This is a genomic window from Pseudomonas sp. MC6 (assembly GCF_054790575.1).
Window position 1 is genome coordinate 4,347,165 of the sequence record NZ_CP186504.1, and the last position, 25,874, is coordinate 4,373,038.

23 protein-coding genes are annotated in these 25,874 nt (G+C 59.7%); 19 read left to right on the forward strand and 4 right to left on the reverse strand.

Annotation, left to right across the window (positions count from 1 at the left end; genetic code table 11):
* Positions 1 to 77: 77 nt before the first annotated feature.
* The 7 genes from ACOYXE_RS19455 (at position 78) to ACOYXE_RS19485 (ending at position 5,862) form a co-directional block, all read left to right on the forward strand.
* Positions 78 to 380, forward strand: a complete 303-nt coding sequence (locus ACOYXE_RS19455; RefSeq protein WP_095126118.1) for a type II toxin-antitoxin system RelE/ParE family toxin — start codon at positions 78 to 80, stop codon at positions 378 to 380.
* A 3-nt stretch (positions 381 to 383) separates the two neighbouring features.
* Positions 384 to 674, forward strand: a complete 291-nt coding sequence (locus ACOYXE_RS19460) for an addiction module antidote protein (RefSeq protein WP_095126119.1) — start codon at positions 384 to 386, stop codon at positions 672 to 674.
* A 97-nt stretch (positions 675 to 771) separates the two neighbouring features.
* On the forward strand, positions 772 to 1,170 hold the full coding sequence (locus ACOYXE_RS19465; RefSeq protein ID WP_160055440.1) for a DUF2946 domain-containing protein: 399 nt from the start codon (positions 772 to 774) through the stop codon (positions 1,168 to 1,170).
* 48 nt (positions 1,171 to 1,218) lie between these two features.
* Complete coding sequence (locus ACOYXE_RS19470) at positions 1,219 to 1,698, forward strand: copper chaperone PCu(A)C (protein ID WP_160055438.1); 480 nt, start codon at positions 1,219 to 1,221, stop codon at positions 1,696 to 1,698.
* Positions 1,699 to 1,719: 21 nt separating this feature from the next.
* Positions 1,720 to 2,166, forward strand: coding sequence for a DUF2946 domain-containing protein (locus ACOYXE_RS19475; protein ID WP_160055436.1), 447 nt, complete (start codon positions 1,720 to 1,722; stop codon positions 2,164 to 2,166).
* Positions 2,167 to 2,250: 84 nt separating this feature from the next.
* Positions 2,251 to 4,371: a TonB-dependent copper receptor gene (locus tag ACOYXE_RS19480; protein WP_160055434.1), complete on the forward strand. Its 2,121-nt coding sequence runs from the start codon at positions 2,251 to 2,253 to the stop codon at positions 4,369 to 4,371.
* 120 nt (positions 4,372 to 4,491) lie between these two features.
* Positions 4,492 to 5,862 carry a PepSY-associated TM helix domain-containing protein gene (locus ACOYXE_RS19485; protein WP_460926463.1) on the forward strand — a complete coding sequence of 457 codons (1,371 nt, stop codon included), beginning with the start codon at positions 4,492 to 4,494 and terminating at the stop codon, positions 5,860 to 5,862.
* Between the two features lie 66 nt (positions 5,863 to 5,928).
* Here the strand turns inward: ACOYXE_RS19485 and ACOYXE_RS19490 are convergent, their stop codons facing one another.
* The gene (locus tag ACOYXE_RS19490) at positions 5,929 to 10,785 is read right to left on the reverse strand and encodes a DUF4329 domain-containing protein (RefSeq protein WP_460926464.1); all 4,857 of its coding nucleotides are present in this window, start codon (positions 10,783 to 10,785) and stop codon (positions 5,929 to 5,931) included.
* 309 nt (positions 10,786 to 11,094) lie between these two features.
* Between ACOYXE_RS19490 and urtA the strand changes: the two genes are divergently transcribed.
* From urtA to ureC, 11 genes are all read left to right on the forward strand, one after another.
* The gene (gene urtA, locus ACOYXE_RS19495) at positions 11,095 to 12,360 is read left to right on the forward strand and encodes an urea ABC transporter substrate-binding protein (RefSeq protein WP_007914554.1); all 1,266 of its coding nucleotides are present in this window, start codon (positions 11,095 to 11,097) and stop codon (positions 12,358 to 12,360) included.
* A 256-nt stretch (positions 12,361 to 12,616) separates the two neighbouring features.
* Positions 12,617 to 14,119, forward strand: coding sequence for an urea ABC transporter permease subunit UrtB (urtB, locus tag ACOYXE_RS19500; RefSeq protein ID WP_160055428.1), 1,503 nt, complete (start codon positions 12,617 to 12,619; stop codon positions 14,117 to 14,119).
* Complete coding sequence (urtC, locus tag ACOYXE_RS19505; protein WP_160055426.1) at positions 14,119 to 15,198, forward strand: urea ABC transporter permease subunit UrtC; 1,080 nt, start codon at positions 14,119 to 14,121, stop codon at positions 15,196 to 15,198. Before urtB ends, urtC begins: the two co-directional genes overlap by 1 nt.
* Positions 15,195 to 16,064, forward strand: a complete 870-nt coding sequence (gene urtD / locus ACOYXE_RS19510) for an urea ABC transporter ATP-binding protein UrtD (protein ID WP_405122404.1) — start codon at positions 15,195 to 15,197, stop codon at positions 16,062 to 16,064. The genes urtC and urtD overlap by 4 nt, the downstream gene beginning before the upstream one ends.
* 137 nt (positions 16,065 to 16,201) lie before the next feature.
* Positions 16,202 to 16,900 carry an urea ABC transporter ATP-binding subunit UrtE gene (gene urtE / locus ACOYXE_RS19515; protein ID WP_103306101.1) on the forward strand — a complete coding sequence of 233 codons (699 nt, stop codon included), beginning with the start codon at positions 16,202 to 16,204 and terminating at the stop codon, positions 16,898 to 16,900.
* 43 nt (positions 16,901 to 16,943) lie between these two features.
* Positions 16,944 to 17,783, forward strand: a complete 840-nt coding sequence (locus ACOYXE_RS19520; RefSeq protein ID WP_405122405.1) for an urease accessory protein UreD — start codon at positions 16,944 to 16,946, stop codon at positions 17,781 to 17,783.
* 223 nt (positions 17,784 to 18,006) lie between these two features.
* Positions 18,007 to 18,309, forward strand: coding sequence for an urease subunit gamma (gene ureA / locus ACOYXE_RS19525; RefSeq protein ID WP_016984788.1), 303 nt, complete (start codon positions 18,007 to 18,009; stop codon positions 18,307 to 18,309).
* Positions 18,310 to 18,318: 9 nt separating this feature from the next.
* Positions 18,319 to 18,852, forward strand: a complete 534-nt coding sequence (locus ACOYXE_RS19530; RefSeq protein WP_160055422.1) for a GNAT family N-acetyltransferase — start codon at positions 18,319 to 18,321, stop codon at positions 18,850 to 18,852.
* A 5-nt stretch (positions 18,853 to 18,857) separates the two neighbouring features.
* Complete coding sequence (locus ACOYXE_RS19535; RefSeq protein WP_110719598.1) at positions 18,858 to 19,391, forward strand: GNAT family N-acetyltransferase; 534 nt, start codon at positions 18,858 to 18,860, stop codon at positions 19,389 to 19,391.
* Positions 19,391 to 19,696, forward strand: a complete 306-nt coding sequence (locus ACOYXE_RS19540; protein WP_038360474.1) for an urease subunit beta — start codon at positions 19,391 to 19,393, stop codon at positions 19,694 to 19,696. Before ACOYXE_RS19535 ends, ACOYXE_RS19540 begins: the two co-directional genes overlap by 1 nt.
* A 156-nt stretch (positions 19,697 to 19,852) precedes the next feature.
* Positions 19,853 to 21,553 (forward strand): urease subunit alpha, encoded by a 1,701-nt coding sequence (gene ureC / locus ACOYXE_RS19545; RefSeq protein ID WP_460926465.1) that lies wholly within the window; start codon positions 19,853 to 19,855, stop codon positions 21,551 to 21,553.
* 170 nt (positions 21,554 to 21,723) lie between these two features.
* Here ureC and ACOYXE_RS19550 read toward each other — a convergent pair whose 3' ends face one another.
* A complete protein-coding gene (locus ACOYXE_RS19550; RefSeq protein ID WP_116031804.1) occupies positions 21,724 to 22,029 on the reverse strand; it encodes a chaperone modulator CbpM in 306 nt (101 codons plus the stop codon).
* Between the two features lie 23 nt (positions 22,030 to 22,052).
* Positions 22,053 to 23,003: a DnaJ C-terminal domain-containing protein gene (locus tag ACOYXE_RS19555; protein ID WP_095126127.1), complete on the reverse strand. Its 951-nt coding sequence runs from the start codon at positions 23,001 to 23,003 to the stop codon at positions 22,053 to 22,055.
* Between the two features lie 291 nt (positions 23,004 to 23,294).
* Here ACOYXE_RS19555 and ACOYXE_RS19560 point away from each other — a divergent pair, with 291 nt between their 5' ends.
* Positions 23,295 to 24,563 (forward strand): Hsp70 family protein, encoded by a 1,269-nt coding sequence (locus tag ACOYXE_RS19560; RefSeq protein ID WP_460926466.1) that lies wholly within the window; start codon positions 23,295 to 23,297, stop codon positions 24,561 to 24,563.
* A gap of 112 nt (positions 24,564 to 24,675) precedes the next feature.
* On the opposite strand, the gene ACOYXE_RS19565 is transcribed toward ACOYXE_RS19560, so the two are convergent.
* Positions 24,676 to 25,689: an AI-2E family transporter gene (locus tag ACOYXE_RS19565; RefSeq protein WP_016984798.1), complete on the reverse strand. Its 1,014-nt coding sequence runs from the start codon at positions 25,687 to 25,689 to the stop codon at positions 24,676 to 24,678.
* Positions 25,690 to 25,874 lie beyond the last annotated feature (185 nt).

Consider the following 25,874-nt stretch of genomic DNA (forward strand, 5'->3'; position numbering starts at 1 on the left):
GGTTCCTTTAATCCCTACAAGCAGCCAGCCGAGAAAAGCGGCTTGCCAGCTTGTATCCCAAGGAATACGATCCCGACATGATCTCTTTTGAACGATCCCGCATATTTTCCGAATGGCTCGACTCCTTAAAAGACATCAAAGGGAAAGGCCGAATCATCTCCAGGATTAAAACAGCCGAACATGGCAACTTCGGCGATTGCGGCTTCGTCGGTGACACCGTTTATGAAATGCGTGTTCATTACGGCCCTGGTTACAGAATGTACTTCACACGTAAAGGCGAAGTGATTTATCTGCTGTTGATCGGGGGCGACAAATCGACACAAAAGAGAGATATCAAACGCGCCGTGCAAATGGCTCATAACATCGGAAATGAGGAGTAAATCATGACCGAAGAATTCACCCGTTTTGACGCCGTCGAGTACCTTAAGACTCCCGAGGATATGGCGGCATATCTGGATGCCTGTTTTGACGACGATGAAGGCGATGGCGTTCTGATTCGTGCAGCACTCAATGACATCGCCCGAGCTCAAGGCATGACACAAGTGGCGCGGGATGCAGGTTTGGGCCGCGAAAGTCTTTATAAAGCGCTCAGTAGCACTGGCAATCCCGAATTCGCAACTATCATGAAAGTCATGAAGGCTCTGGGTTTGCGATTGCATGCCGTAACACTGTGAAGGCGCTGCGACACCAAACCGCACGACGCTTTTTTACTTATCGGCCCTGATCAGGCTAAATAGCCGCGCCTGATCGCCCACCCAATGGATCTGTCCCATGAACCGACACCGGCTGGCAATTGCCTGGATCGCCTGCTTTGCAGTGCTGTTCAACATGCTCGCCATGCCGATGACCGGGGCGATGGCGCAGGCGGCCAGTTCACCGGCCGAGCAATTGCTCTGGAGCAGTTTCTGCACCGGTAGCGGGACGAAGATGGTGGCGATCAACATCGGCGCCACCGATCAGAAGGCCCCGAACAACGACACTCATTCGAACATGCAGCATTGCTGGTGCTGCTCGGGTTCTGCGCCGTTGGTGGCGCTGCCGGGGCATTCGCCGCAGCTGTATTTCGCCCGCTATGAAAGCAATCGCAGCGTGGCGCCCGCCTTGCTGCAAACGCCCACGCCGCGCCAGCAATGGCCGAGTCTCAATCCCCGCGCTTCCCCTCTGGTTTGATTTGTTCGCGCAATTGACCTGCGTTTCAAACCGTTCTGGAGAACTGCCATGTTGAACAAATTCATCGTCGTCGCTGCGCTGTTGTTGCCGGCGTGCTTTGCCCATGCTCACGAATACAAGGTGGGCGAGCTGGAAATCGCCCATCCGTGGTCGCAAGAGTTGCCGCCGAATGCGCCCACCGTTGCCGCCTACTTCGTCATTCACAACGGAGGCAAGACGGACGACCGCCTGGTCAGCGTCGACTCGCCGATTGCTCCAGAAGCGCAACTGCACGAACACGTCATGCAGGGCGACTTGATGAAAATGCAGCAAGTGCCGAGCGTGGCCATCCCGGCTGGCGGCAACGTGACGTTTGCGCCGATGGCCTATCACGTGATGCTGCTCAACCCGCCTGATCGCAGCCTGCTCAGCGACGGCAAACGCTTCCCGCTGACGATGCATTTCGAGAAGGCCGGTGACGTCACCGTCGAAGTCTCGGTGCAGAAGAAACCGCCGGAAACCACGCAGGCCCACGCGCACGCTCAGTAAGCCCTCCGGCAGACTCCGCCCATGCGCCCGCTGAGCGCCAGGCCGCCACTGCAACGCCGTCAGACTCGACACCTGACTCGCGGCAGCTGGATCGCCCTGTTCGCCATGTTGATGATCTTCATCGGCCCACTGATTTCTCAGTCGATGCCGATGGATCAACACGCCTCGACTTCGATGCCGATGAGCATGGACATGTCGATGGACATGCTGGGCATGGATCACTCTGGGCATGAGGCGAAATCGAATGCCGAACACTGCCCGCCGCAATCCTCGCACCACGTGCTGTGGGAAAAGTGCGGCTATTGCAGCCTGCTGTTCAATTGCCCGGCACTGACCGGAGCCGGCGATTTTGTCGCCTTCAACATCCCGCCGCTGAACACCTTCACCCCGCCCTCCCCGCGCCTGGGCCACGCCCGGCAACCCTTCTTCCCCGGCGCCCGCAGTCGCGCCCCGCCCATCGCAGCGTAAACACGCACCTTTGATTGCACACGGTTGAGAAGACAGCCTCAGGCTGCCGGCCGTGTCGTTTACGACTGTTTGATGGAAATTGTCATGTCCAGGTTTGCTGCTGTTTCACGCTCGGGCACTGCCCCGGCGTCCTTCGCTTTGAACGAGTCGCGGATTCGTTTCAGGCACGCTACCGCCGTCCTTTGCGGCGTACTGCTGTCCCCGCTGGCGCTGGCCGATGATCACGCCGCGCACAACGAAGAACTCAGCCCGACGGTAATTACCGCAATCGCCCCGAGCTCGCCGCTGACCATCGTCACCAATCCAAAAGACCCGCGCCAACCGGTGCCGGCCAGCGACGGCGGCGATTATCTGAAGACTATTCCCGGCTTCGCACTGGTGCGCAATGGCGGCACCAACGGCGATCCGGTGCTGCGCGGCATGTTCGGCTCACGCCTGAACATCCTCACCAACGGCAGCATGATGCTCGGTGCCTGCCCGGGTCGGATGGATGCGCCGACCTCGTACATCTCGCCGGAAACCTACGACAAACTTACGGTGATCAAAGGCCCGCAAACCGTGCTTTGGGGCCCGGGCGCGTCGGCGGGTACGGTGCTGTTTGACCGTGAACCGGAGAGCTTCGGCGAACTCGGCACACGGGTAAACGCAAGCATCCTTGTCGGCTCCCACGGACGCTTCGACAAGGTCGTCGACGCCGCTGCCGGCGGGCCGTTGGGTTACGTGCGAGTGATCGGCAACACCGCGCATTCCGACGATTACCGTGACGGCAACAACGACATCGTCGCCTCGCGCTACGACAAGTGGAACGGCGATATCGCCGTCGGCTGGACACCGGACGCCGACACCCTGATCGAACTGACCGCCGGCAAGGGTGATGGCGAAGCACGCTACGCGGGACGCGGCATGGATGGTTCGCAGTTCTTGCGTGAAAGCCTCGGCCTGCGTTTCGAAAAATCCAACATCACCGACGTGCTGGAGAAACTCGAAGCGCAGGTCTACTACAACTACGCCGACCACGTCATGGACAACTACACCCTGCGCACGCCGTCCGGCACCGGCATGATGTCGGGGCCGATGGCGTCCAACGTCGACCGCCGCACCCTCGGCGCACGGATCAAGGCGACCTGGCGCTGGGCTGATATTCAACTGATCACCGGCCTCGATGCGCAGACCAACGAACACCGTCAGCGCAGCGGCATGGGCATCGACACCTACAAGGATCAGCCGTACAGCAAGGACGCCGATTTCCATAACTACGGCGTGTTCAGCGAGATGACCTGGTACGCCGCCGACCGCGACCGGCTGATCAGCGGCGCCCGCGTCGACCGTGCCTCGGCCAAGGATTACCGACAGACCACTGGCTCGGGAATGATGACTCGCCCGAACCCGACCGCCGACGCCACCCGCGCAGACACCCTGCCGAGTGGTTTCATCCGCTACGAGCATGATCTTGCCGACAGCCCGACCACGCTCTATGCAGGTTTGGGCCACGCGCAACGCTTCCCGGATTACTGGGAGCTGTTTTCGCCCAAGTCCGGCCCAGCAGGATCGGTCAACGCGTTCGATTCGATCAAACCGGAAAAGACCACTCAGTTCGATTTTGGCGTGAACTACAAGAGCGCCGACCTCGAAGCCTGGGCCTCGGGTTATATCGGCGTGGTGCGCGATTACATCCTCTTTGATTACACGCCCGGGATGATGGGCATGAGCACCTCGCGCGCCGAAAACATCGACGCGCGAATCATGGGTGGTGAACTCGGTGCCGCCTACAGACTCACCGACCACTGGAAAGCCGATGCGACCCTGGCCTACGCCTGGGGCAAGAACAGCAGCGACGGTTCGGCCTTGCCGCAAATGCCGCCACTGGATGCACGCTTCGGTCTGACCTATACCGAAGACAGCTGGAGCGCTGGCGCACTGTGGAGGGTGGTTGCCGCGCAAAACCGTATCGACCAGAACAAGGGCAACGTGGTCGGCAAGGATTACGACAAGAGTTCCGGCTTCGGCGTGTTCTCGCTGAACGGTGCCTATCGGATCAACAAGAACTGGAAGGTCAGCAGCGGCGTCGACAACCTGTTCGGCAAGGCTTACGCCGAACACCTGAACCTGGCGGGCAACGCCGGGTTCGGCTACCCGGCCAATGACCCGCAAGCGATCAATGAACCGGGGCGCACGCTCTGGACCAAGGTCGACATGAGTTTCTAACAAAAAAGTCAAAAGATCGCAGGCTGCGCCAGCTCCTACATGGGAGCGCGTAAACCCTGTAGGAGCTGCCGAAGGCTGCGATCTTTTGCTCTAAAAAATTCGCCAAGCGGAGCACACGTGATGAAACAGCCCAAACCGAACTTCTACAACCTGGCCTGGCGTTGGCATTTTTACGCCGGCCTGTTCGTCGCCCCGTTCATGGTGATGCTGGCCCTGACCGGCATCATTTATCTGTTCAAACCACAGCTCGATTCACTGATGTACAGCAGCCTGCTCAACGTCCCCGCCGGTCATCACACCGTCTCGGCCGATGACCTGTTGCAACGGGTCAAGAACGCTTATCCACAAGGCCAGGTCACCCAATACCTGCCACCGGTCAACGCCGAGCGCAGCGCACAGTTTGTGGTGAAGAACGCCGGCCACGAACTCAACGTATTCGTCGATCCATACCACGGTGACATCCTTGGCGAGCAGGATGCCAAGCAGAATCTGCAAGCCATCGCCCGCGCGATCCACGGTGAATTGATGATCGGCACCGTCGGTGACCGTCTTATCGAAATGGCTGCCGGTTGGGGCGTGGTGCTGGTCGTGTCCGGCCTGTTCCTGTGGTGGCCCCGCGGTCAGGCAGCGGGGATTCTGTGGCCGCGCCTGAACAGTCGCGGCCGCGTGTTGTGGCGTGATCTGCACGCGGTCACCGGGTTCTGGGGGGCCACACTGTTGCTGGTAATGTTGCTCAGCGGCATGACCTGGACCGGTTTCTGGGGCAAGCAATATGCGCAAGTGTGGAACGTGTTCCCGGCCGCGATGTGGGACAACGTGCCGACCTCCGACGTCGAGGCGCGCAGCCTGAACACCGCCACCCGCCAGACCGTGCCATGGGCGATGGAAAATACGCCGATGCCGATGTCCGGCGATCACGCCGAGCACATGGCCCACGGTGCCGCCAACGCGGGCCCCGCAGCACCCGCCATCAGCCTGCAAGACGTGCAAAACATCGCCACCCAGCGCAAGGTCGAGCCGGGTTACAGCATCACCCTGCCGACCACTGCCACCGGCGTGTTCACCATCGCCGTGTTCGCCGATGACCCGCGCAACGACGCGACTCTGCATGTCGATCAGTACACCGGCAAGGTCCTCGCCGATGTGCGTTTCGAGCAATACGGCGCAGTAGCGCGGGCCACCGAAATTGGCGTGATGCTCCACGAAGGAAAAATGTTCGGCACCTTTAATCAGATCGTCGTGCTGCTGATCTGCCTGATGATTCTGCTCAGCGCCGTCAGCGGCGTGGTGATCTGGTGGAAGCGTCGGCCGCAAGGCAAATTCGGCGTACCGCCGCTACGGCATGACCTGCCGAAATGGAAAACCGGCGTGGTGATCATGTTGGCGCTGGCGGCGATATTTCCGCTGGTGGGGGCTTCGCTGGTGGTGGTGTGGTTGCTTGACCGCCTGCTGCTGTCGCGCGTTGGGCGGACTGAGTCGGTCTCGACTTGAGTCGGACTCAACGAAGAGTGGCCGCCGGCGGCGGCACACTCCTTTGTCGAGGCCCGCTATCGTCAGTTACAACTCATCCCGGACACGGACAGGGCCTTGGGGCGACGGCTGTTGGCGCAGCAGGTTCCAGCCGCGTCTTATCAGCCCGGTCTGCCGCCAGTAGTGTCCTGCGACGAGTACCCGGAACTCACCGAGTGCCATGAGACGTGAAATGAATTCCCCGGGACTTAGCCGGTTGGTCCAGCGCCCACCCAGGAAAAACACCGATCGGGTCAGCAACAGATCCCTTTCGGCATCTGAATAACTTGGTGTGTATTTAAGCAATACCTGATGTGGCGTCGAGTAAAAATAATGCTGGATATCAAAACCCCTGCTCTTCAGATCATGGGTGTGGGCGTACACGAGCTCAGGTGCGGCAAAGTTGACTCCCACCTCCTCCGCGTCCTGCCCCAGAGTGGTGTTGCCTGACAGGTGCAACTGATGAGCAGCGACCGGTGTGTAACCTTCGGGATAATGCGGCGCCGGGTGTCGCCAACTGGCCGATGCGTCATTCGCCGACAGGAATATCCGCGCCAGCGGGTTTCGGTCATGTGCGGACCATAGCATGGGCTCGAGCGGCACAAATTGACTGCCGGTTGCCGAAGCCAGGATGGCGCTCTCATGGCCGACATCGAAAACGGACTCGGTCGCACGCTTTTGTGTATGGCGTGCAGCATCGTCGGGGTGATGGAAAACCGGGCCCAGCGCCGGGACCGGATTTTCCTGCCAACGTTGCTCACGGTCGACATCGACCTGTCGTGGTTGCCAACTGTCTACCACCTCGCCATGTCGCGACCAGTGATCGCTGCTCTCGATAACCTCTAACTTGCCCGCTCGTGCCATTCGGTGAACATAGGCAGAAATCCTGAACGTGCCTTTGGCAATTTCCCTTTCATCGGCTGCGGCCTGTTGTACTGATACAAATGCATTGGGACGAAACTCGATCTGTCCGAACTGGTCGTAAAACTCGCCTGGCTCGAACGCATGCAACTGCAGTTTCAACAACGCCCCATCCGCGCAGGAAAAGTAGATTGGCAGATATCCCTGCGGTGTGTCGGCCCGCAAGCACGCCAACTGAATATCGCTCGGCAGAAAAAAGAACTGGCGCACATCGTCAGATCGCACGCCCAACGGCGGCAGCGCTGCTCGAAGATACATGGCGTGCAGAGTAAAATCTGAAAACAGCTTGCCCTGTTCGAAGACCCGATCCAGAGCCAACGCCGAACGCTGTACCGCCACGGGCAGGGTTGCGAGAAAAATCCCCTCCGGATTACCCAGAATGTAACCGAAGGCCGCCGTTTCCCGGCTCACAGACGCTTCGTGAACATATCTGGCGGCAGCATCTACCTGAACGAACTGTGGACTGCAGGCGGGTCTGCTCAGGGCCTTGTCGTAGTCTCTCGTCCGCAAAAGATCGGTCGAATAAGGCGCCCAGACGGATACCCGGCGTGGCAGCCCCCAGATGTCGCTACCCTTGATCACCTGCAGACGCCCCCCCTTGGCCAGGACGTTGATCCATTCAACGGGCTGCAAATGCCTGCTGCGCAAGCCCTGCTTTATCGCCTTTGCATCAATGGCGGGAAATCGATCGCCCTGGCCAAGCAGCTGCGAAAAAAGTTCGGCTTGCGGCTGGTAACTGAGCACCGAACCGTCCGGTGCAAACAGGTATTCGTGCAATGGCTCCGGTTTGTAGCGCACCAGCGAGCCGTCCGCCAGCACGCGGTAGCGGTCTGTCACCCCGCGCCTGTTGAATGCCGACTCCAGTACGTCGACCGAAAACATGTTCAGATAGATCTGTTTCTGAACCGGCGATACGACCAGCGACGCCTCACGAGCGATGCGTGATCGGTAGCGTGCCACGATGTGACAACCGAGGGGAAATAATCCATAGGTCCGGCTTTCCTCAGGGCAAACCTGGGTGACATCGAAATCTTCATGGCTGACTTCAATCGGTGCGGTGGCCACATAACGCTTCTCGGCCGTCTCCAGAATCAGGCCGCCATATACGCTGTCGGTCACAACGGGAAGCAACGTTCTGGCGTGGATAGCCGCGTCGTCAGCCGTCTGAAAAACCGGGCCGAGCCAGCACCGCTGCAGATTGGCGTACGGCTGCCAGGTCACATTGACCGGCCCGGTCCGGTCCCAGCATAAACCGGCGCGCATCACTGCGAGTTCGCCACTGTTGGCGACCTCATGAACAAAATCGGTCGGCAGCCATTTCCCGGATGCCAGATGGTTCTTGATTGTCTCGAGCGTACCTTGCGACGTAGCGTCATGAAACAGCTTGCTGGACTTGCTTCTTGCGTATTTCAACAGGGCGCCATCGCGCGCTGTTATATAAAGAGCTGCCGGATCGTCTGATGCTATTACCGGACGACGGCGTCCGTAATACATCGAGGTTGTCAGGTTATCTGGCGAAATGAAGTAATGGGCCAGCCAGTCGTCCGGACTTTTTGCCGGATCCTCCACGTGATGATGCGAATACCAGTTGGCGTGTAACTCGAAGCCTTCAGGGAATCGATACCAAGGAGCGGTTCGTTGCACGGCAAACAGGCTATTCAACTCAAACAGATTGCTCTGCACAGCGCTGACGGGAACCCGCTCAGTGGCGATGTACTCGTCACGTTCCCGATGTTTGAGGATGAAGGAGAAACAGGCGCTTGCCTCTTCTTGCCAATCTCGGTCAAGCACATGTTGACTCTGGGCCGCCTCGTCGGCTGAAGCGAACACCGCACCGTAGGCCACCGTGTCCGGGAGACGCCATGGCAACGGCAACGGTAAGGCCAACGGAAGCAAAGCCGTTGCTGGCCGGGTTTGCCCAGGTAACTGCGCGGCAGGAAGCTCCGCTATAGGTTTGGGAAACTCGTGAATCACTTGCCAGACGGGCGCGTCTGCCGCAAGTGGCGCTTCGCGCACTGACCAGGTCGACGCTATCCGGCCGCGATAGCCCCATAGCTGATTATCCAAAAGACTGGTCAACCGACCGCCTGCAGCCTGCTCACGAATGAATTCCTGAGGGCGCTTGCTGCCACTGGCCAGTTCCGTAGCCAACGCACCGGGATTTTGGCGCGTGCCTAGACGTCTGCCCAGACTCTTTGCGGACGAAGAGCCATTGGATTCATATCGCAGCAGAGACTTCGGGACAGCTGATACGTACAGGTCGATCTGATCAAGTAGCACCTGTCTGATCTCATCGACATTGAACATCTGCAGACTCAGCACCGCTTCATGATAGGTCCATTTGAAGTAGTCAACCTCTACGGGATTGAGCCGCGACAATGCAACATGGGATACATAGCGCGCGTGCACGACATGATCGTCGGGAAAAATCGAGCGACCTTTATTGTCCAGCGGATAAAGCCGGCCCTGGCTGAGTGCATCGATATCGCCCTCCAGCGGCTCGGTTACCACGAAATGCTTGTTGCTGCACTGGAAGACGTAACCGGCGTATTGTCGATCCCGGCGGAGGCCGACCTGCTCGTGGGCATAGCGAGCTGCGTCGTCGGCAGATAAAAACTCCCGGCTTAATACCGGCCAGGAGAAATGATCGAAAGGCTGCCACTCCAGATCCACCGCGCCCAGGCTTGCCCACAATGCACTGCCGCGCAGCACCTCCAGCTGTCCGGCCAGCACCAGCATCGAGACAAATTCGCGGGGGCGAAGCGTGCCGGCCGACAACCTTGCCTGCACACCGTTATCGCCTATCGTGGCGTCGGCATGCTCGACGCTCAGTGCTGCTTCGATCGGACTGCCGCTGAACGTATATTTCAACATGGCAAAGTCCGGCGCCTGCATGTACAGCGCCAAGCCGCGCCCGACCTTTGCCAAATGCTGATTACGCGCAAAGGCTGCGATCGCCACGGCCAGGTCATGCGGGCTGAAGAAGTTTTCGTAGAGCCACGGCTGCGTAGGCGGAAACTGTTTGGGATCGGGTTGCGAAGCGAAGTAAAAACCTTCTAGCCGATAGCCCCGCGGCAGTTGCAATTGTCCTTTGGCATCCAACGGAAACAGGTGCTCGGCATCCCAGGCAGGCAACCCGGTCTGACGCGCATGGGTCGCAACATATTCTTCGCTGATGAGTTTTTTCAGTATCAGTCCGGCGGTCTGCGCACCTCTGGATTTCAATGCCGCGAGCACGGCGCGCTCGGCATTCACGCAGACGCGGGTCATCAGCGGTAATTCGGTCACTCTGCCACTGGAAAATGCCTGGCCCGCTTTCCAGTCCGGCGGCACTTGGCCAACGGAATGCCCCCAATCTGCGTTCGAAACGATAACTTTAAGCTCACCTACAGACGCCAGTTTGTTGATGATGCTCATTACGTCATAAGTCCCCACCGGATTACCCGACGGCGAGCCGGCCTTGCGCCAGAGGTAGTAACTGAACTCCTCTTTCGAACCGCTCGATGAATACTTGAGCAATGTTCCATCGGGTCCAGAAAGGTACGCGCTGCGAAAAAAATCCCGCGCGGCCACATCCGCGACGAAATCCAGATCGGAGAAAAAATTGATGAACAGCCTCACCAGCCTTTCATCCTGACGCGGATTGTTCTTGCGAACATCCTCGTACAGAGGCGCATGGCAATGCAGATTCGCCACACATCTGTATCCACGAGGGTGCACGTATTGCCCTGCAGCATCGACTTCGATAATGGTGCCGAAATCGAAGCGGGTGACCTCTCCCGGAATGGGTACGGTGGCGACAAAGCGTCCATCCGGACGCAGCAGAATCACGCTGCCATATTCCCTGTCCGGCTTCAGGGGAATACGGGTATGGACCCAATAGGCTGCATCCTCCTCGGTGAGGAACGCGGGACTCAGGGAAGGCAGCCTGAATTTGCGGGAAGGTATTGCAGTGCGGCCGATCTGGCCTGACACGTCATTCATCATAAGCATCCTGCGAAAAATAATCGGGATAACGATCGAATGAGTGTGGTCCCCCAGGTCTGCCGGACCGTGGTACATGTTTATCGTTTATGTATCCTCATCTGCCAACACAGACGCGCCCCAATCTGGCGCAACTCTACGCACCAACACCCGCACTCTGTGCCTTACTGGTGCGCGCTACTGCGGCGCAACCGCTCTAACACGACATTTCCCTGCCCATTCCCGACCGGGCACAGCCCTTGCAAAACACCCTTCAGTCGTCCGCATCTGCCAACCAGAAAAACTTCAAACGTTCATGGAGATCGCACAATGAAGCGTCGCAGTTTGATCAAGGCTTTCACACTCACGGCATCGATTGCCGCGATGGGCATGACCTGGACTGTCCAGGCCGCCGAGACCATCAAGGTCGGGATTCTGCATTCGTTGTCCGGCACCATGGCGATCTCCGAAACGTCGCTCAAAGACATGGCGCTGATGACCATCGACGAGATCAACGCCAAGGGCGGCGTCAACGGCAAGATGCTCGAGCCAGTCGTTGTCGACCCGGCATCGAACTGGCCGCTGTTCGCCGAGAAAGGCCGGCAGTTGCTGACTCAGGACAAGGTTGCCGTGGTGTTCGGCTGCTGGACCTCCGTGTCGCGTAAATCGGTGTTGCCGGTGTTCGAAGAGCTCAACGGCCTGCTGTTCTACCCGGTGCAATACGAAGGCGAAGAGATGTCGCCGAACGTCTTCTACACCGGCGCCGCGCCGAACCAGCAGGCGATCCCGGCGGTTGAATATCTGATGAGCGAAGAAGGTGGCAGCGCCAAGCGCTACTTCCTGCTCGGCACCGACTACGTCTACCCACGCACCACCAACAAGATCCTGCGCTCGTTCCTGCATTCCAAAGGTGTCGCCGACAAGGACATCGAAGAGGTGTACACGCCGTTCGGTCACAGCGACTATCAGACCATTGTTGCCAACATCAAGAAATTCTCCGCCGGTGGCAAGACTGCGGTCATCTCGACGGTCAACGGCGATTCCAACGTGCCGTTCTATAAAGAGCTGGCCAACCAGGGTCTGAAAGCCACCGACGTGCCGGTTGTGGCGTTCTCGGTCGGCGAAGAAGAACTGCGCGGCATCGACACCAAACCGCTGGTGGGTAACCTCGCGGCGTGGAACTACTTCGAGTCGGTAGAGAACCCGCAGAACAAGAAATTCGTCGCTGACTGGAAGGCCTATGCGAAGAAACACAACCTGCCGGGCGCCGATAAAGCCGTGACCAACGACCCGATGGAAGCCACTTATGTCGGCATTCATATGTGGGCGCAGGCGGTGGAAAAAGCCAAATCCACCGACGTCGACAAAGTCCGCGAAGCCCTCGCCGGCCAGACCTTTGCCGCGCCGTCCGGTTACACGCTGACCATGGACAAGACCAATCACCACCTGCACAAACCGGTGATGATCGGCGAGATTCAGGCTGATGGTCAGTTCAACGTTGTATGGCAGACCGAAGGGCCGATCCGCGCGCAACCGTGGAGCCCGTTCATTCAGGGCAACGACAAGAAGCCGGATTATGCGGTGAAGAGCAACTGAGTTTGACTTGGATTTTGGGCTGGGGCGGAGATCTTTTCCCCCTCCCCCCAACCCTCTCCCCCAGGGGGGGCGAGGGGGAAGGGAGCAGATCTCTACGGCTTTCAGAACCTGAGTTCGACGCAGGAATGTCAGGTCGATGTTGGATGCCCTGACAACTCGGTCAGTCCCCTCTCCCTTTGGGAGAGGGTTAGGGTGAGGGGCGGATTCACAGCCGGACACCGCTCCATCGGCCACCGCAAGAAAGGAAACACCACTAATGCCCACTGCCATACACCGCTTTCTCATAGCCATCGCACTGTTGCTGCCAATGCTGGCCCACGCCGGTGATGCCGAAGACTTCGTCGCGGCCAATCCCGTGCAGCAAGCCAAACTGTTGGAAACCTGGGCCGCGCAGCCCGATCCGGCCCGTATCGAATTGCTCAACGCCCTGCAACAAGGCGAGCTGACCATCGACGGCCAACCCAAAACCCTGCGCCTGAACAATCGCCTGCGGGGTCTGATCGACACCGCCATGGCCAGCCATCAATTGCTCGCCGCCGACGCCAAAATCCGTCTGACTGCCGCGCAGCAATTGCAGAAAAGCGCGAAACCCGCGCAGCTGAAATTCCTCGACCAGCAACTCGCTGGCGAAAAAGATGAAAGCGTCCATGCCGCACTGAGCCTGGCGCTGGCCAATCTGCAACTGGTCGACACTAATCCGGCCGTACGACTCGCGGCGGTGCGATTGCTTGGCGAAACCGGCGATCCACTGGCGCGCACGCGCCTCGAAGGTTTGGTCGAACCCGGCGTCGAAGCCGATGCCGGCGTACGCACGGCGGCCGAAACCAGCCTCGCCCAAGTCAAACGCAAACTGCTGGTCGGCGAGATCCTCGGCCAGGCGTTCAGCGGCATGTCGCTCGGTTCGATTCTGCTGTTGGCAGCGCTCGGTCTGGCAATCACGTTCGGCCTGCTCGGCGTGATCAACATGGCTCACGGCGAGATGCTGATGCTCGGTGCCTACTCGACGTACGTGGTGCAGTTGATGTTCCAGCGCTACGCACCGCAAGCGATTGAGTTTTATCCGTTGATTGCCTTGCCGGTGGCGTTCTTCGTCACAGCGGCGATCGGCATGGCGCTGGAGCGCACGGTGATTCGTCACCTCTACGGCCGCCCACTGGAAACCCTGCTCGCCACCTGGGGCATCAGCCTGATGCTGATTCAACTGGTGCGCCTGTTGTTCGGCGCGCAGAACGTTGAAGTGGCCAACCCGGCATGGCTGTCCGGCGGGATTCAGGTTTTGCCAAATCTGGTTCTGCCATACAACCGCATCGTGATCATCGCGTTCGCACTGTTCGTCGTTGTGCTGACCTGGCTGCTGCTGAACAAAACGCGTCTGGGCCTCAACGTCCGCGCCGTCACACAGAACCGCAACATGGCCGCCTGCTGTGGCGTGCCGACCGGTCGTGTCGACATGCTCGCCTTCGGCCTCGGCTCGGGCATTGCCGGTCTCGGCGGTGTGGCGCTGAGCCAGATCGGCAACGTCGGCCCGGACCTCGGTCAGAGCTACATCATCGACTCGTTCCTGGTGGTGGTGCTTGGCGGTGTTGGCCAGTTGGCCGGCAGCGTGCTCGCGGCGTTCGGCCTCGGTATCGCCAACAAGATTCTTGAACCGCAGATCGGTGCGGTGCTCGGCAAGATCCTGATCCTCGCGCTGATCATTCTGTTTATCCAGAAACGTCCGCAAGGCCTCTTCGCACTGAAAGGACGGGTGATCGACTGATGAACCAGCCTCTGCTTGTTACCGCGACACAAAAGGCCGGGCCGAAAGTCACGATTGCGGTCGGCGCAGTAATCCTCGCTCTGCTGATCGCCCTGCCGCTGCTGTCGTTGTTGTCGCCCGACAATGCGCTGCACATCTCGGCGTACACGCTGACGCTGGTCGGCAAAATCCTCTGTTACGCCATCGTCGCTTTGGCGCTGGATCTGGTCTGGGGTTACGCCGGTTTGCTGTCGCTGGGTCACGGCCTGTTCTTCGCCCTCGGTGGTTATGCGATGGGCATGTACCTGATGCGTCAGGCTGCCGGCGATGGTCTACCGGCGTTCATGACCTTCCTGTCATGGAGCGAACTGCCGTGGTACTGGACCGGCACCAGCAGCTTCGTCTGGGCGATGTGTCTGGTGGTGCTGGCACCGGGATTGCTGGCGCTGGTCTTCGGTTTCTTCGCCTTCCGTTCGCGAATCAAAGGCGTGTATTTCTCGATCATGACCCAGGCCTTGACCTTCGCCGGCATGCTCTTGTTTTTCCGCAACGAGACCGGGTTTGGCGGCAACAACGGCTTCACCAATTTCCGCACGATCCTCGGTTTCGGCATCACCGATCCGGGCACCCGCGCGGTGTTGTTTCTGGCCACAGTGTTGTTGCTGGTGGCGAGTCTGTTCATCGGCTGGCGCCTGGCGCAGAGCAAGTTCGGTCGTGTGCTGACGGCACTTCGTGATGCGGAAAACCGCTTGATGTTCTGCGGCTACGATCCGCGCGGTTTCAAGTTGTTCGTGTGGGTGTTAAGCGCGGTGTTGTGTGGTCTGGCCGGTGCGTTGTACGTGCCGCAAGTGGGCATCATCAACCCGAGCGAAATGTCGCCAACCAACTCGATTGAAGCGGCGGTCTGGGTGGCCCTTGGCGGTCGTGGCACCTTGATCGGCCCGCTGCTCGGTGCCGGTGTGGTCAACGGCATGAAGAGTTGGTTCACCGTGGCCTTCCCGGAATATTGGCTGTTCTTTCTCGGCGCGCTGTTCATCGTCGTCACGCTGTACTTGCCTAAAGGTGTGATCGGCCTGCTGAAGAAACGAGGTGAACAATGAGAGTCACAGCGAGCGCTGAATTCATGCTGGAACCGGCCTTCTTTCCCGTCGAACCGAACAAGGACGCCGGCACCAGCCGCGACTCCATCGGCCTTGGCCAGCGGGTCGGACCGGGGCTGGATATCCGTCACGGCACGATCCTCACCCTGGAAGACATCAGCGTCAGCTTCGATGGCTTTCGTGCGCTGAACAATCTCAACCTGTACATCGGCGTCGGCGAATTGCGCTGCATCATCGGCCCTAACGGCGCGGGTAAAACCACGCTGATGGACGTGATCACCGGCAAGACCCGGCCGAGTCACGGCAAGGCCTGGTTCGGTGAAACCCTGGATCTGACGCAGATGAGCGAAGTGCAGATTGCCCAGGCCGGCATCGGTCGCAAGTTTCAGAAGCCGACGGTGTTCGAAGCGCTGAGCGTGTTTGAAAACCTTGAACTGGCGCAGAAAACCGACAAGTCGGTGTGGGCCAGTTTGCGTGCGCGCTTGAGCGGCGAGCAAAAAGATCGAATCAGCGAAGTGCTGGAGACGATTCGCCTGACCACCTCGGTCAATCGTCAGGCCGGGCTGTTGTCCCACGGTCAGAAGCAGTTTCTCGAGATCGGCATGTTGCTGATGCAGGACCCGCAATTGCTCCTGCTCGATGAGCCGGTGGCGGGCATGACCGATGCGGAAACCGAGTTCACCGCTGAACTGTTCAAGAGCCTGGCGGGCAAGCATTCGTTGATGGTGGTGGAGCATGACATGGGCTTTGTCGGCTCGATTGCTGACCACGTCACCGTGTTGCATCAGGGCAGTGTTCTGGCGGAAGGCTCACTGGAACAAGTGCAGGAAAACGAGCGTGTGATCGAGGTCTACCTCGGCCGCTGAACTGCAAACAAAGTCACTGTGGGAGCGAGCTTGCTCGCGAAGACGGCAGCACATCCGACATCTCAGTGACAGGTCAACCGCATTCGCGAGCAAGCTCGCTCCCACAGGGATTTGGGTGAATTTTAAGGAATTTGAACATGCTGCAAGTCGACAAGCTGCACCAGTACTACGGCGGTAGCCACATCCTGCGTGGCCTTTCGTTCGACGTGAAAGTCGGCGAAGTCACCTGCCTGCTCGGCCGTAACGGTGTCGGCAAAACCACCCTGCTCAAATGCCTGATGGGCCTGCTGCCGGCCAAAGAAGGCGCAGTCAATTGGGAAGGCAAACCGATCACCACGTTCAAGCCACACCAGCGTGTTCACGCCGGGATTGCCTACGTGCCACAGGGCCGGGAAATCTTCGGCCGCCTGACCGTGGAAGAGAATCTGCTGATGGGTTTGTCGCGTTTTCCCGGCAGTGAAGCCAAGGAAGTCCCAGGTTTCATCTACGAATTGTTCCCGGTGCTGCTACAAATGAAGCAGCGTCGCGGCGGTGACCTCTCCGGTGGTCAGCAACAGCAGTTGGCGATTGGTCGCGCATTGGCCAGTCGTCCGCGTTTATTGATCCTCGACGAGCCTACCGAAGGCATTCAACCTTCGGTGATCAAGGAGATCGGCGCGGTAATCAAGAAACTCGCGGCGCGCGGTGATATGGCGATTTTGCTGGTCGAGCAGTTCTACGATTTCGCCGCGGAACTGGCCGATCAGTATCTGGTGATGTCCCGGGGCGAGATCGTCCAGCAGGGGCGCGGTGAAAATATGGAGGCCGAGGGTGTACGCGGGCTGGTAACGATCTAGTACAACGAATTAATCTGTAGCTTCCTAACGATAATTACACACCATGAATTCGACTGTTGCACCTGCCCTGTTTACCCCGAGCTGGCACGCCGCGCTGGAACTCGCTTATGCCCGCTTCGGCGATTGCACGCGTCCGGTCATGCGCCGACACCTCGGGCCGCTGCGGGTGCAAAAGCACCTGTATGCCGAAGGCCCTGAAGTCTGTCAGCACATCATCGTCCACCCGCCGGGCGGGATTGCCGGCGGTGATCGACTGGACATCAGCGCCCGCGTCGAACAGGACGCCTGGGCGCAGATCACCAGCCCCGGCGCGGCCAAATGGTATCGCGCCGGTGGGCCGGCTTATCAGAAGCTCGACTTGAAAGTGGCGGCCGGGGCGACGCTGGAATGGCTGCCGCAGGAGACCATCGTCTATAGCGCCGCGCAGGCTGAGCTGAGCACTTCGATTGAACTTGAGGGTGATGCACGGCTGTTTTACTGGGATGTGGTGGCGCTGGGTCGCCCGGCCAGTGGCGAGCGTTTCGACCGTGGGCATTTTCAGGCGCATCTGGATATTCGCCGTGATGGTCGATTGCTCTGGCATGAACGCCAGCGCATTGTCGGTGATGACGGTTTGCTTGATTCGCCGATTGGCCTGGATGGCAATCCGGTGTTTGCGACGTTGTTGGTCACCGGTGAAATTGATGCTGAATTGCTGGAGCGTTGTCGTTCGCTGGATAACCAGGTTCGCGGGGATTTGACGCAATTGCCGGGACTTTTGGTTGCCCGTTGTCTGGCCAGTGAAGCGTTGCTCGCACGGGCCTGGCTCATCGATTTATGGCGCTTGCTGCGTCCGGTGCTTCTGGATCGCGAGGCGGTGTCACCGAGAATATGGAACACCTGAAAGCAACCCTCACCCCCCGCCCTCTCCCGGAGGGAGAGGGAGCCTGACCGAGTCGCTTGAAATGAATTCAACTGACTGAACGAATACCGCTGACTGAACCGGCCATTGAAAACAACCGAGATCAGTCCCCTCTCCTTCGGGAGAGGGCTAGGGTGAGGGGCTGCTCCAACTGGCACCCCACACCGGCAAGAACCTCACAAATCTGCCCTGATGGAACCCCACAATGGACCTGACCCCACGCGAAAAAGACAAGCTGCTGATCTTCACCGCCGGCCTCGTCGCCGAGCGGCGTTTGGCGCGCGGCGTGAAACTCAATTACCCGGAAGCCATGGCCTACATCTCCGCCGCACTGCTCGAAGGCGCGCGTGACGGCCAGACCGTCGCCGAGCTGATGCACTTCGGCACTACCCTGCTCAGCCGCGAACAAGTGATGGAAGGCATCGCGGAAATGATCCCGGAAATCCAGGTCGAAGCGACGTTCCCCGACGGCACCAAACTGGTCACCGTTCACCAACCGATCGTCTGAGGCCGCGTCATGACTTACTCCATTCGCGATGCCGTTCACGCCGACCTGCCGGCGATCCGTGACATCTACAACGACGCCGTGTTCAACACCACGGCGATCTGGAATGAACAAGCCGTCGACCTCGGCAACCGCCAGGCGTGGTTCAGCGCGCGTCAGGCCCAGGCCTATCCGATTCTGGTGATCGTCGACGCCGACAACAGTGTGCTCGGCTACGCTTCCTTCGGTGACTGGCGGCCGTTCGACGGTTTCCGTCACACCGTCGAGCACTCGGTCTACGTGCGCAGCGATCAGCGCGGCAACGGCCTCGGCCCGCAACTGATGACTGTGCTGATCGAACGGGCGAAGACCTGCGACAAGCACGTGATGGTCGCCGCCATTGAAAGCGGCAACGCTGCCTCGATTCGCCTGCACGAGCGCGCCGGTTTCAGCATCACCGGGCAAATGCCGCAAGTCGGCACCAAGTTCGGCCGCTGGCTCGACCTGACCTTCATGCAACTGACCCTCAACCCTGGCGCGGAGCCGCCTGACGCCAACAAGGAGTGACACCGATGAACGCCGCCCAGCTGCGCCGCGTCAACGCGGAAAGTTTTGCGCATTACCGTCAGGGCCTGATCGACCTGCTGCTCGATGCCGTGGGTTACGGCGCCAGTGTCGGCTTTATGGCCGATCTCGATGCCGCGCAGGCGCGCGCTTATTTCGATGAGGTGCAGGACAACGTCAACAAGGGCAGCGTGCTGCTCTGGGTGGTGGTCAAGGACGAACAAGTGCTGGCCAGTGTGCAGCTCGGGTTGTGCCAGAAAGCCAACGGCCTCAATCGCGCCGAAGTGCAGAAGCTGCTGGTGCGCGAACACGCACGGCGTCGCGGTCTCGGTCAGCAATTGATGAGTGCGCTGGAACTCGAAGCGCCCAAACACAAGCGCGGCATGCTTTACCTCGACACCGAGGCCGGCTCGCCCGCCGAGGATTTCTACAAGGCGCTGGGTTACACCCGTGCGGGCCAGATTCCTGATTACGCCTGCGACCCGACCGGCACTTATCGGCCGACCGCCCTCTATTACAAGATTCTGCAAGGAGCCCAGTGATGATTCCTGGCGAATACCAGATCCAGCCCGGCGACATCGAACTCAACGTCGGCCGTCGCACCCTCAGCCTGAAAGTCGCCAACAGCGGCGACCGGCCGATTCAGGTCGGTTCGCACTATCACTTTTTCGAAACCAACGACGCGCTGACCTTTGATCGCGCGGCGAGCCGGGGCATGCGTCTGAATATTCCGGCGGGCACCGCCGTGCGCTTTGAGCCGGGGCAAAGCCGTGAGGTTGAGTTGGTGGATTACGCCGGAAAGCGGCGGGTATTCGGGTTTGCCGGACGAATCATGGGGGACCTCTGATATCTGCGTGCACCGCGGCCCCTCACCCCAGCCCTCTCCCGAGGGAGAGGGAGCCGATCACCGATAGCAGCCTCACCGCGTACAGTCCCCTCTCCCTCTGGGAGAGGGCTAGGGTGAGGGTCGATGGCTCACCACTATTTTCCTGAAGGACGCTGCATGAAAATCTCCAGACAAGCCTACGCCGACATGTTCGGCCCCACCGTCGGCGACAAGGTGCGCCTGGCCGACACCGAACTGTGGATCGAAGTCGAACAAGACTTCACCACCTACGGCGAAGAAGTGAAATTCGGTGGCGGCAAAGTGATCCGCGACGGCCAGGGCCAGAGCCAACTGCTGGCGGCCGAAGTCGTCGACACGCTGATCACCAACGCGCTGATCATCGACCATTGGGGCATCGTCAAAGCCGACGTCGGCCTCAAGGACGGTCGCATCGCCGCCATCGGCAAGGCCGGCAACCCCGACGTGCAGCCCAACGTGACCATCGCCATCGGTGCCGGCACCGAAGTGATCGCCGGTGAAGGCATGATCCTCACCGCTGGCGGCATCGACACGCACATCCATTTCATTTGCCCGCAGCAGATCGAAGAGGCGCTGATGAGCGGCGTCACCACCATGATCGGCGGCGGCACCGGCCCCGCCACCGGCACCAACGCCACCACCTGCACCTCCGGACCTTGGCACCTGGCACGCATGCTTCAGGCCGCCGATGCGTTCCCGATGAACATCGGCCTCACTGGCAAGGGCAACGCCAGCCTGCCGGAGCCGCTGATCGAGCAGGTCAAGGCCGGCGCCATCGGCCTCAAGCTGCACGAAGACTGGGGCACCACGCCAGCAAGCATCGATAACTGCCTGAGCGTCGCCGATCAGTTCGATGTGCAGGTGGCGATCCACACCGACACCCTCAACGAGTCCGGTTTCGTCGAAACCACCCTCGGCGCATTCAAAGGCCGCACCATTCACACCTATCACACCGAAGGTGCCGGTGGCGGTCACGCACCGGACATCATCAAGGCTTGCGGCTTCCCTAACGTGCTGCCGAGTTCGACCAACCCGACCCGGCCGTTCACCCGCAACACCATCGACGAACACCTCGACATGCTGATGGTCTGCCACCACCTCGACCCGAGCATTGCCGAAGACGTCGCCTTCGCCGAAAGCCGCATCCGCCGCGAAACGATTGCCGCCGAAGACATCCTTCATGACCTCGGCGCGTTCTCGATGATCAGCTCCGACAGCCAGGCCATGGGCCGTGTCGGCGAAGTCATCACGCGCACCTGGCAGACCGCCGACAAGATGAAAAAGCAGCGCGGCCCGCTGCCGCATGATGGCGCAGGCAATGACAACTTCCGCGCCAAACGCTACATCGCCAAGTACACGATCAACCCGGCGATCACCCATGGCATCAGCCATGAAGTCGGTTCGGTGGAAGTGGGGAAATGGGCGGATCTGGTGCTGTGGCGCCCGGCTTTCTTTGGCGTGAAACCGACGCTGATCCTCAAGGGCGGCGCGATTGCCGCCAGCCTGATGGGCGATGCCAACGCCTCGATCCCGACGCCGCAACCGGTGCACTACCGTCCGATGTTCGCCAGTTACGGTGGCTCGCTGCATGCGACCAGCCTGACCTTTATCAGCCAGGCCGCGCAGGAAGCCGGGTTGCCGGAAGCATTGGGGCTGAAGAAGAAAATCGCCGTGGTCAAAGGTTGCCGTGATGTGCAGAAAACCGACCTGATTCACAACGATTATCTGCCGGACATCGATGTCGATCCGCAGACGTATCAGGTCAAGGCTGATGGTGTGCTGCTGTGGTGTGAGCCGGCGGAAACATTGCCAATGGCGCAGCGGTATTTCCTGTTCTGAGCACAAAAAAAGGCCCTTCGGGGCCTTTTCAGTGTTGAGTCAGAAACTCCGCGTTATCGTTCATCGCGAGCAGGCTCACTCCTACAGGAACCTGCGTACACCGATCCATTGTAGGAGTGAGCCTGCTCGCGATAGGGCCAGATCACCCCCCACACAAACCTTCAGACTGTCTACTCGACCACCAGCCGCCCCAACCGCTGCCGCAACATAAGGTTCTCGGCACGCAACTCGCGCACCTCTTCCAGCAGATCCAGCGCCAGTGCAACACCTTCCCACTCCAGCTCCAGATCACGGCGCAACTTCGCCGCACGCTTGGCCAAGGCTAATTCGTAATCGGTGAAGCGCCATTCCCGGGGCTGCGCGCCCTGAGGTTCGAGGATGCCGTGTTCGACGATTTCGATCACGTAGACGTCCGACAAATCGGCCGCCTCACAGAATTCTGCCAGGTCCAGTTGAACGATCAGGGGGCTGCTCATGATGGGCTACTCCGTCGTCGAATTCAGAAGTTCTCGCGTGGGTTGAAGGCGGCTTTCTTGGCCAGTTCCTGCCACAGCGCCTTGACCTCGTCGTCGGCCGCTTTCGGCATCACCGCTTTGAGTTGCACAAACAGATAACCGCGCTCGCCGGCCTTGTTTTTCAAGCCATGACCTTTGGCGCGCATGCGCTGGCCGTTCTGACTGCCGGCCGGCACCTTGAGATTGATCTTGCCGGTCAGCGTCGGCACCGCCACTTCCGCTCCCAGCGCCAGCTCCCACGGAGCCAGCGGCAAAGTGATGATGAGGTTTTCGCCTTCGACATCGAATTTCGGGTGCGGCGCAAAACGAATGGTCAGGTACAGGTCGCCATTCGCCCCGCCACCGACGCCCGGTGCGCCCTGGCCTTTGAGGCGGATGCGCTCGCCGTCGGTCACGCCCGCCGGGATCTTCACGTTCAGGCTCTTGCTGGTATTGCTGACGTGCTGGCCGTTGGCGTTGTATTGCGGCACCTGGAAGGTGACTTTCTTCGACTCGTTCGACAGCGTCTCCTCGAGGAAGATCGGCAGTTCCATTTCCACGTCTTGCCCTCGGCGCCCAGCACTGCGTTGTTGCCGACCTTCACCGCCACCGAAACCGGGGCCGCGATTGCCGAAGATCGAACTGAAGAAGTCCGAAAAGTCACCGGTGTCGCCACCGCCGCCGCCAAAGCCGCCACGGCTCTGCCAGCCCGGTGGCCCCTGGAACGGTTGACCGTGCTGGCCGTAGCGGCGCAGTTCGTCGTATTCGGCGCGTTTGTCGGCGCTTTTCAGCGCTTCATAGGCTTCCGAGGCATCTTTGAATTTGGCCTCGGCGTCCTTTTCCTTGCTGACATCGGGGTGGTATTTACGCGCCAGCTTGCGATAGGCAGCCTTGATTGCCTTGTCGTCTGCTGTCGGCTCCACGCCGAGTATCTTGTAATAGTCTTTGAAGTCCATTGAAGGAATCACCATCCGTTATCGATTTCGCGCCGATGCCAGCATGCGCCGATTCGCGCGTGCCAGGTTGACCGATCTCAAGGTTGTGACCGGGTGGCGCAGCAGAAGTTTATCGGCAGTGGACGGCGGTTCTTGCGACCGCCGGTGGTTCTGCCGGCCCATGCCAGCAAGTTTGGGGCAAAGCTGCGATTTTCAACCAGTTTAGTCGTGAAATAGCAGATGACCGGCCTTCGAATCTGGCGCGCACTGACATACACTGCGCGGCCGTTTTTTTGACCGGAACCGAAAGACATGAAAGACGCCTCTCCAGCCCGTGCCTGCGGCATCGACTTCGGCACGTCCAACTCCACCGTCGGCTGGCTGCGCCCCGGCATGGAAACGATGATCGCGCTGGAAGACGACAAGATCACCCTGCCGTCGGTGGTCTTCTTCAACATCGAGGAACGCCGCCCGGTGTACGGTCGTCTGGCCCTGCACGAGTACCTTGAAGGCTACGAAGGCCGCCTGATGCGCTCGCTGAAAAGCCTGCTCGGTTCCAAGCTGATCAAGCACGACACCAGCGTGCTCGGCACCGCGATGCCGTTCAAGGACTTGCTCGGCCTGTTCATCGGTCAACTGAAAAGCCGCGCCGAGACCGCCGCCGGTCGGGAATTCGAGCAAGTGGTGCTTGGTCGTCCGGTGTTCTTCGTCGATGACGATCCGCTGGCGGACCAGGAAGCCGAAGACACCTTGGTCGACGTAGCCAGGAAGATCGGTTTCAAGGAAGTCTCCTTCCAGTACGAACCGATTGCGGCGGCCTTCGACTACGAGTCGACCATCGAGAAAGAAGAGTTGGTACTGATCGTCGACATCGGCGGTGGTACCTCCGACTTCTCGCTGGTGCGTCTGTCGCCGGAGCGTCGTGGCCTCGATAACCGTCACGACGACATCCTCGCCACCGGCGGCGTACACATCGGCGGTACCGACTTCGACAAACAGTTGAGCCTGCAAGGCCTGATGCCGCTGTTCGGCTACGGCAGCCGTATGAAAAGCGGCGCCTACATGCCGACCAGCCACCATATGAACCTGGCGACCTGGCACACCATCAACTCGGTGTACTCGCAGAAATCCAGCCTGGCGCTGGGCAGCATGCGCTACGACATCGAAGACACTGGCGGCATCGATCGTCTGTTCAAATTGATCGAACAGCGCGCCGGCCACTGGTTGGCGATGGAGGTTGAAGAAACCAAGATTCAATTGACCCACACCGACAGCCGCCATGTGCCACTGGATCGGATCGAAGCCGGGCTGAGCGTGGAACTGACCCGTGCGCTGTTCGAATCGGCGATTGATGCGCTGCTGGAGCGGGTGCGTGGCAGTGTTACCCAGCTGTTGAACGATGCCGGTGTGGCAGTGAATCAGGTCGATACGGTGTTCTTCACCGGCGGTTCGAGCGGGATTCCGGCGCTGCGCAACAGCGTCTCGGCGATGCTGCCGAATGCGCGACATGTTGAAGGCAACATCTTCGGCAGCATTGGTAGCGGCTTGGCGATTGAAGCCATGAAACGCTACGGCGTTTAACGGCAGCTGCAAGCTTTAAGCTGCAAGCGGTAAGTAAGAGCAAAAGCAAGAGCCACTGCGCTCTCGCTTCCGCTTTTACTTGTAGCTTGAAGCTTGCAACTCGAAGCTGCTGTTAAACCATCCCGCCCAGCTTCAACTCACTCTTCAGATACGCGTAATAAATCGGCCCCGCCACCACCCCCGGCAGGCCAAACGCGGCCTCGAACACCAGCATCGCCAGCAGCAACTCCCACGACTTGGCACTGATCTGCCCGCCAACAATCCGCGCGTTGAGAAAGTATTCGAGCTTGTGGATAAAAATCAGATAACCCAGCGCCGCCAATGCCACCCAGATCGACAGCGACAAGCCGACGATGGTGATCAGCGTGTTCGACATCAGATTGCCGATCACCGGCAACAGGCCGAGCAGGAAGGTCAGCACGATCAGGGTTTTGGTCAGCGGCAGCTTGATGCCGAACATCGGCAGGATCACCGCGAGGAAGATCCCGGTGAAGAAGGTGTTGAGCAAGGAAATCTTGATCTGCGCAAAGACGATGTTGCGGAACGCCTGCACCAGCAGGTGCAAACGGTCGAACAGCGCGGCGGCCAACGGTTTGCGTTTGGTCACGTCGGGGATGCGCTGCAAGGCGATGATCGCGCCGAGGACCATGCCGATCAGCAATGTCACGAACATGTGCGCCGCGTCCTTGCCGACCAGTTGCAGGTCGGACAAGTGCTTGCTCATCCACTCGCCGATCGCCACGCGAAATTCCGCAGCACTGGCCGGCAGGTAGGCGTCGATGAACGGCGGCAATTGCCCACGCGCGCGGTCGACCACACCCATGAATTTATCGAGGGAAGCGCCGGGATTTTCTGCTTCGTGCAGGAGAAAACTGATCGCGCCGGCGAAGATCAGCGCCAGCACACTCACCACCAGCGTGCCGAGCAACGCCACCGCCAGCCAGCGCGCGCGGCGGCCTTCGATCAGCCGTTGCAGTTGCGGAGTGAGCATGTTGACCAGCTCATAGACCAGCAAACCGGCCAACAGACTGGGCAACAAGCGCAGCGGCAGCACCAGCAGCAAACCGCCGAAAATGATGATGCAACTGACCCAGAACACTACATGACGCTCAGAAAACGTTGGCATACAGCCTCAAAACGAACGGCGTAAAAGGATTGGCAGTCTGCCAGCGTTCCCGGGGGAGCACTAGGTATATGCGGTGTTTCGGGTTTTGCTGCACGGCTTGAGATCCAGCCCTCACCCTAGCCCTCTCCCGGAGGGAGAGGGGACCGATCAAGGAATGGCGAAGAAATCCGGTGACCTGCCAGTGC

What these genes read in the sequence shown, in the direction of transcription:
- ACOYXE_RS19455 (WP_095126118.1), top strand. Translation starts at nt 78, where the DNA reads ATGATCTCTTTTGAACGATCCCGCATATTTTCCGAATGGCTCGACTCC.
- ACOYXE_RS19460 (WP_095126119.1), top strand. Translation starts at nt 384, where the DNA reads ATGACCGAAGAATTCACCCGTTTTGACGCCGTCGAGTACCTTAAGACT.
- ACOYXE_RS19465 (WP_160055440.1), top strand. Translation starts at nt 772, where the DNA reads ATGAACCGACACCGGCTGGCAATTGCCTGGATCGCCTGCTTTGCAGTG.
- ACOYXE_RS19470 (WP_160055438.1), top strand. Translation starts at nt 1,219, where the DNA reads ATGTTGAACAAATTCATCGTCGTCGCTGCGCTGTTGTTGCCGGCGTGC.
- ACOYXE_RS19475 (WP_160055436.1), top strand. Translation starts at nt 1,720, where the DNA reads ATGCGCCCGCTGAGCGCCAGGCCGCCACTGCAACGCCGTCAGACTCGA.
- ACOYXE_RS19480 (WP_160055434.1), top strand. Translation starts at nt 2,251, where the DNA reads ATGTCCAGGTTTGCTGCTGTTTCACGCTCGGGCACTGCCCCGGCGTCC.
- ACOYXE_RS19485 (WP_460926463.1), top strand. Translation starts at nt 4,492, where the DNA reads ATGAAACAGCCCAAACCGAACTTCTACAACCTGGCCTGGCGTTGGCAT.
- ACOYXE_RS19490 (WP_460926464.1), bottom strand. Translation starts at nt 10,785, where the DNA reads ATGAATGACGTGTCAGGCCAGATCGGCCGCACTGCAATACCTTCCCGC.
- urtA (WP_007914554.1), top strand. Translation starts at nt 11,095, where the DNA reads ATGAAGCGTCGCAGTTTGATCAAGGCTTTCACACTCACGGCATCGATT.
- urtB (WP_160055428.1), top strand. Translation starts at nt 12,617, where the DNA reads ATGCCCACTGCCATACACCGCTTTCTCATAGCCATCGCACTGTTGCTG.
- urtC (WP_160055426.1), top strand. Translation starts at nt 14,119, where the DNA reads ATGAACCAGCCTCTGCTTGTTACCGCGACACAAAAGGCCGGGCCGAAA.
- urtD (WP_405122404.1), top strand. Translation starts at nt 15,195, where the DNA reads ATGAGAGTCACAGCGAGCGCTGAATTCATGCTGGAACCGGCCTTCTTT.
- urtE (WP_103306101.1), top strand. Translation starts at nt 16,202, where the DNA reads ATGCTGCAAGTCGACAAGCTGCACCAGTACTACGGCGGTAGCCACATC.
- ACOYXE_RS19520 (WP_405122405.1), top strand. Translation starts at nt 16,944, where the DNA reads ATGAATTCGACTGTTGCACCTGCCCTGTTTACCCCGAGCTGGCACGCC.
- ureA (WP_016984788.1), top strand. Translation starts at nt 18,007, where the DNA reads ATGGACCTGACCCCACGCGAAAAAGACAAGCTGCTGATCTTCACCGCC.
- ACOYXE_RS19530 (WP_160055422.1), top strand. Translation starts at nt 18,319, where the DNA reads ATGACTTACTCCATTCGCGATGCCGTTCACGCCGACCTGCCGGCGATC.
- ACOYXE_RS19535 (WP_110719598.1), top strand. Translation starts at nt 18,858, where the DNA reads ATGAACGCCGCCCAGCTGCGCCGCGTCAACGCGGAAAGTTTTGCGCAT.
- ACOYXE_RS19540 (WP_038360474.1), top strand. Translation starts at nt 19,391, where the DNA reads ATGATTCCTGGCGAATACCAGATCCAGCCCGGCGACATCGAACTCAAC.
- ureC (WP_460926465.1), top strand. Translation starts at nt 19,853, where the DNA reads ATGAAAATCTCCAGACAAGCCTACGCCGACATGTTCGGCCCCACCGTC.
- ACOYXE_RS19550 (WP_116031804.1), bottom strand. Translation starts at nt 22,029, where the DNA reads ATGAGCAGCCCCCTGATCGTTCAACTGGACCTGGCAGAATTCTGTGAG.
- ACOYXE_RS19555 (WP_095126127.1), bottom strand. Translation starts at nt 23,003, where the DNA reads ATGGACTTCAAAGACTATTACAAGATACTCGGCGTGGAGCCGACAGCA.
- ACOYXE_RS19560 (WP_460926466.1), top strand. Translation starts at nt 23,295, where the DNA reads ATGAAAGACGCCTCTCCAGCCCGTGCCTGCGGCATCGACTTCGGCACG.
- ACOYXE_RS19565 (WP_016984798.1), bottom strand. Translation starts at nt 25,689, where the DNA reads ATGCCAACGTTTTCTGAGCGTCATGTAGTGTTCTGGGTCAGTTGCATC.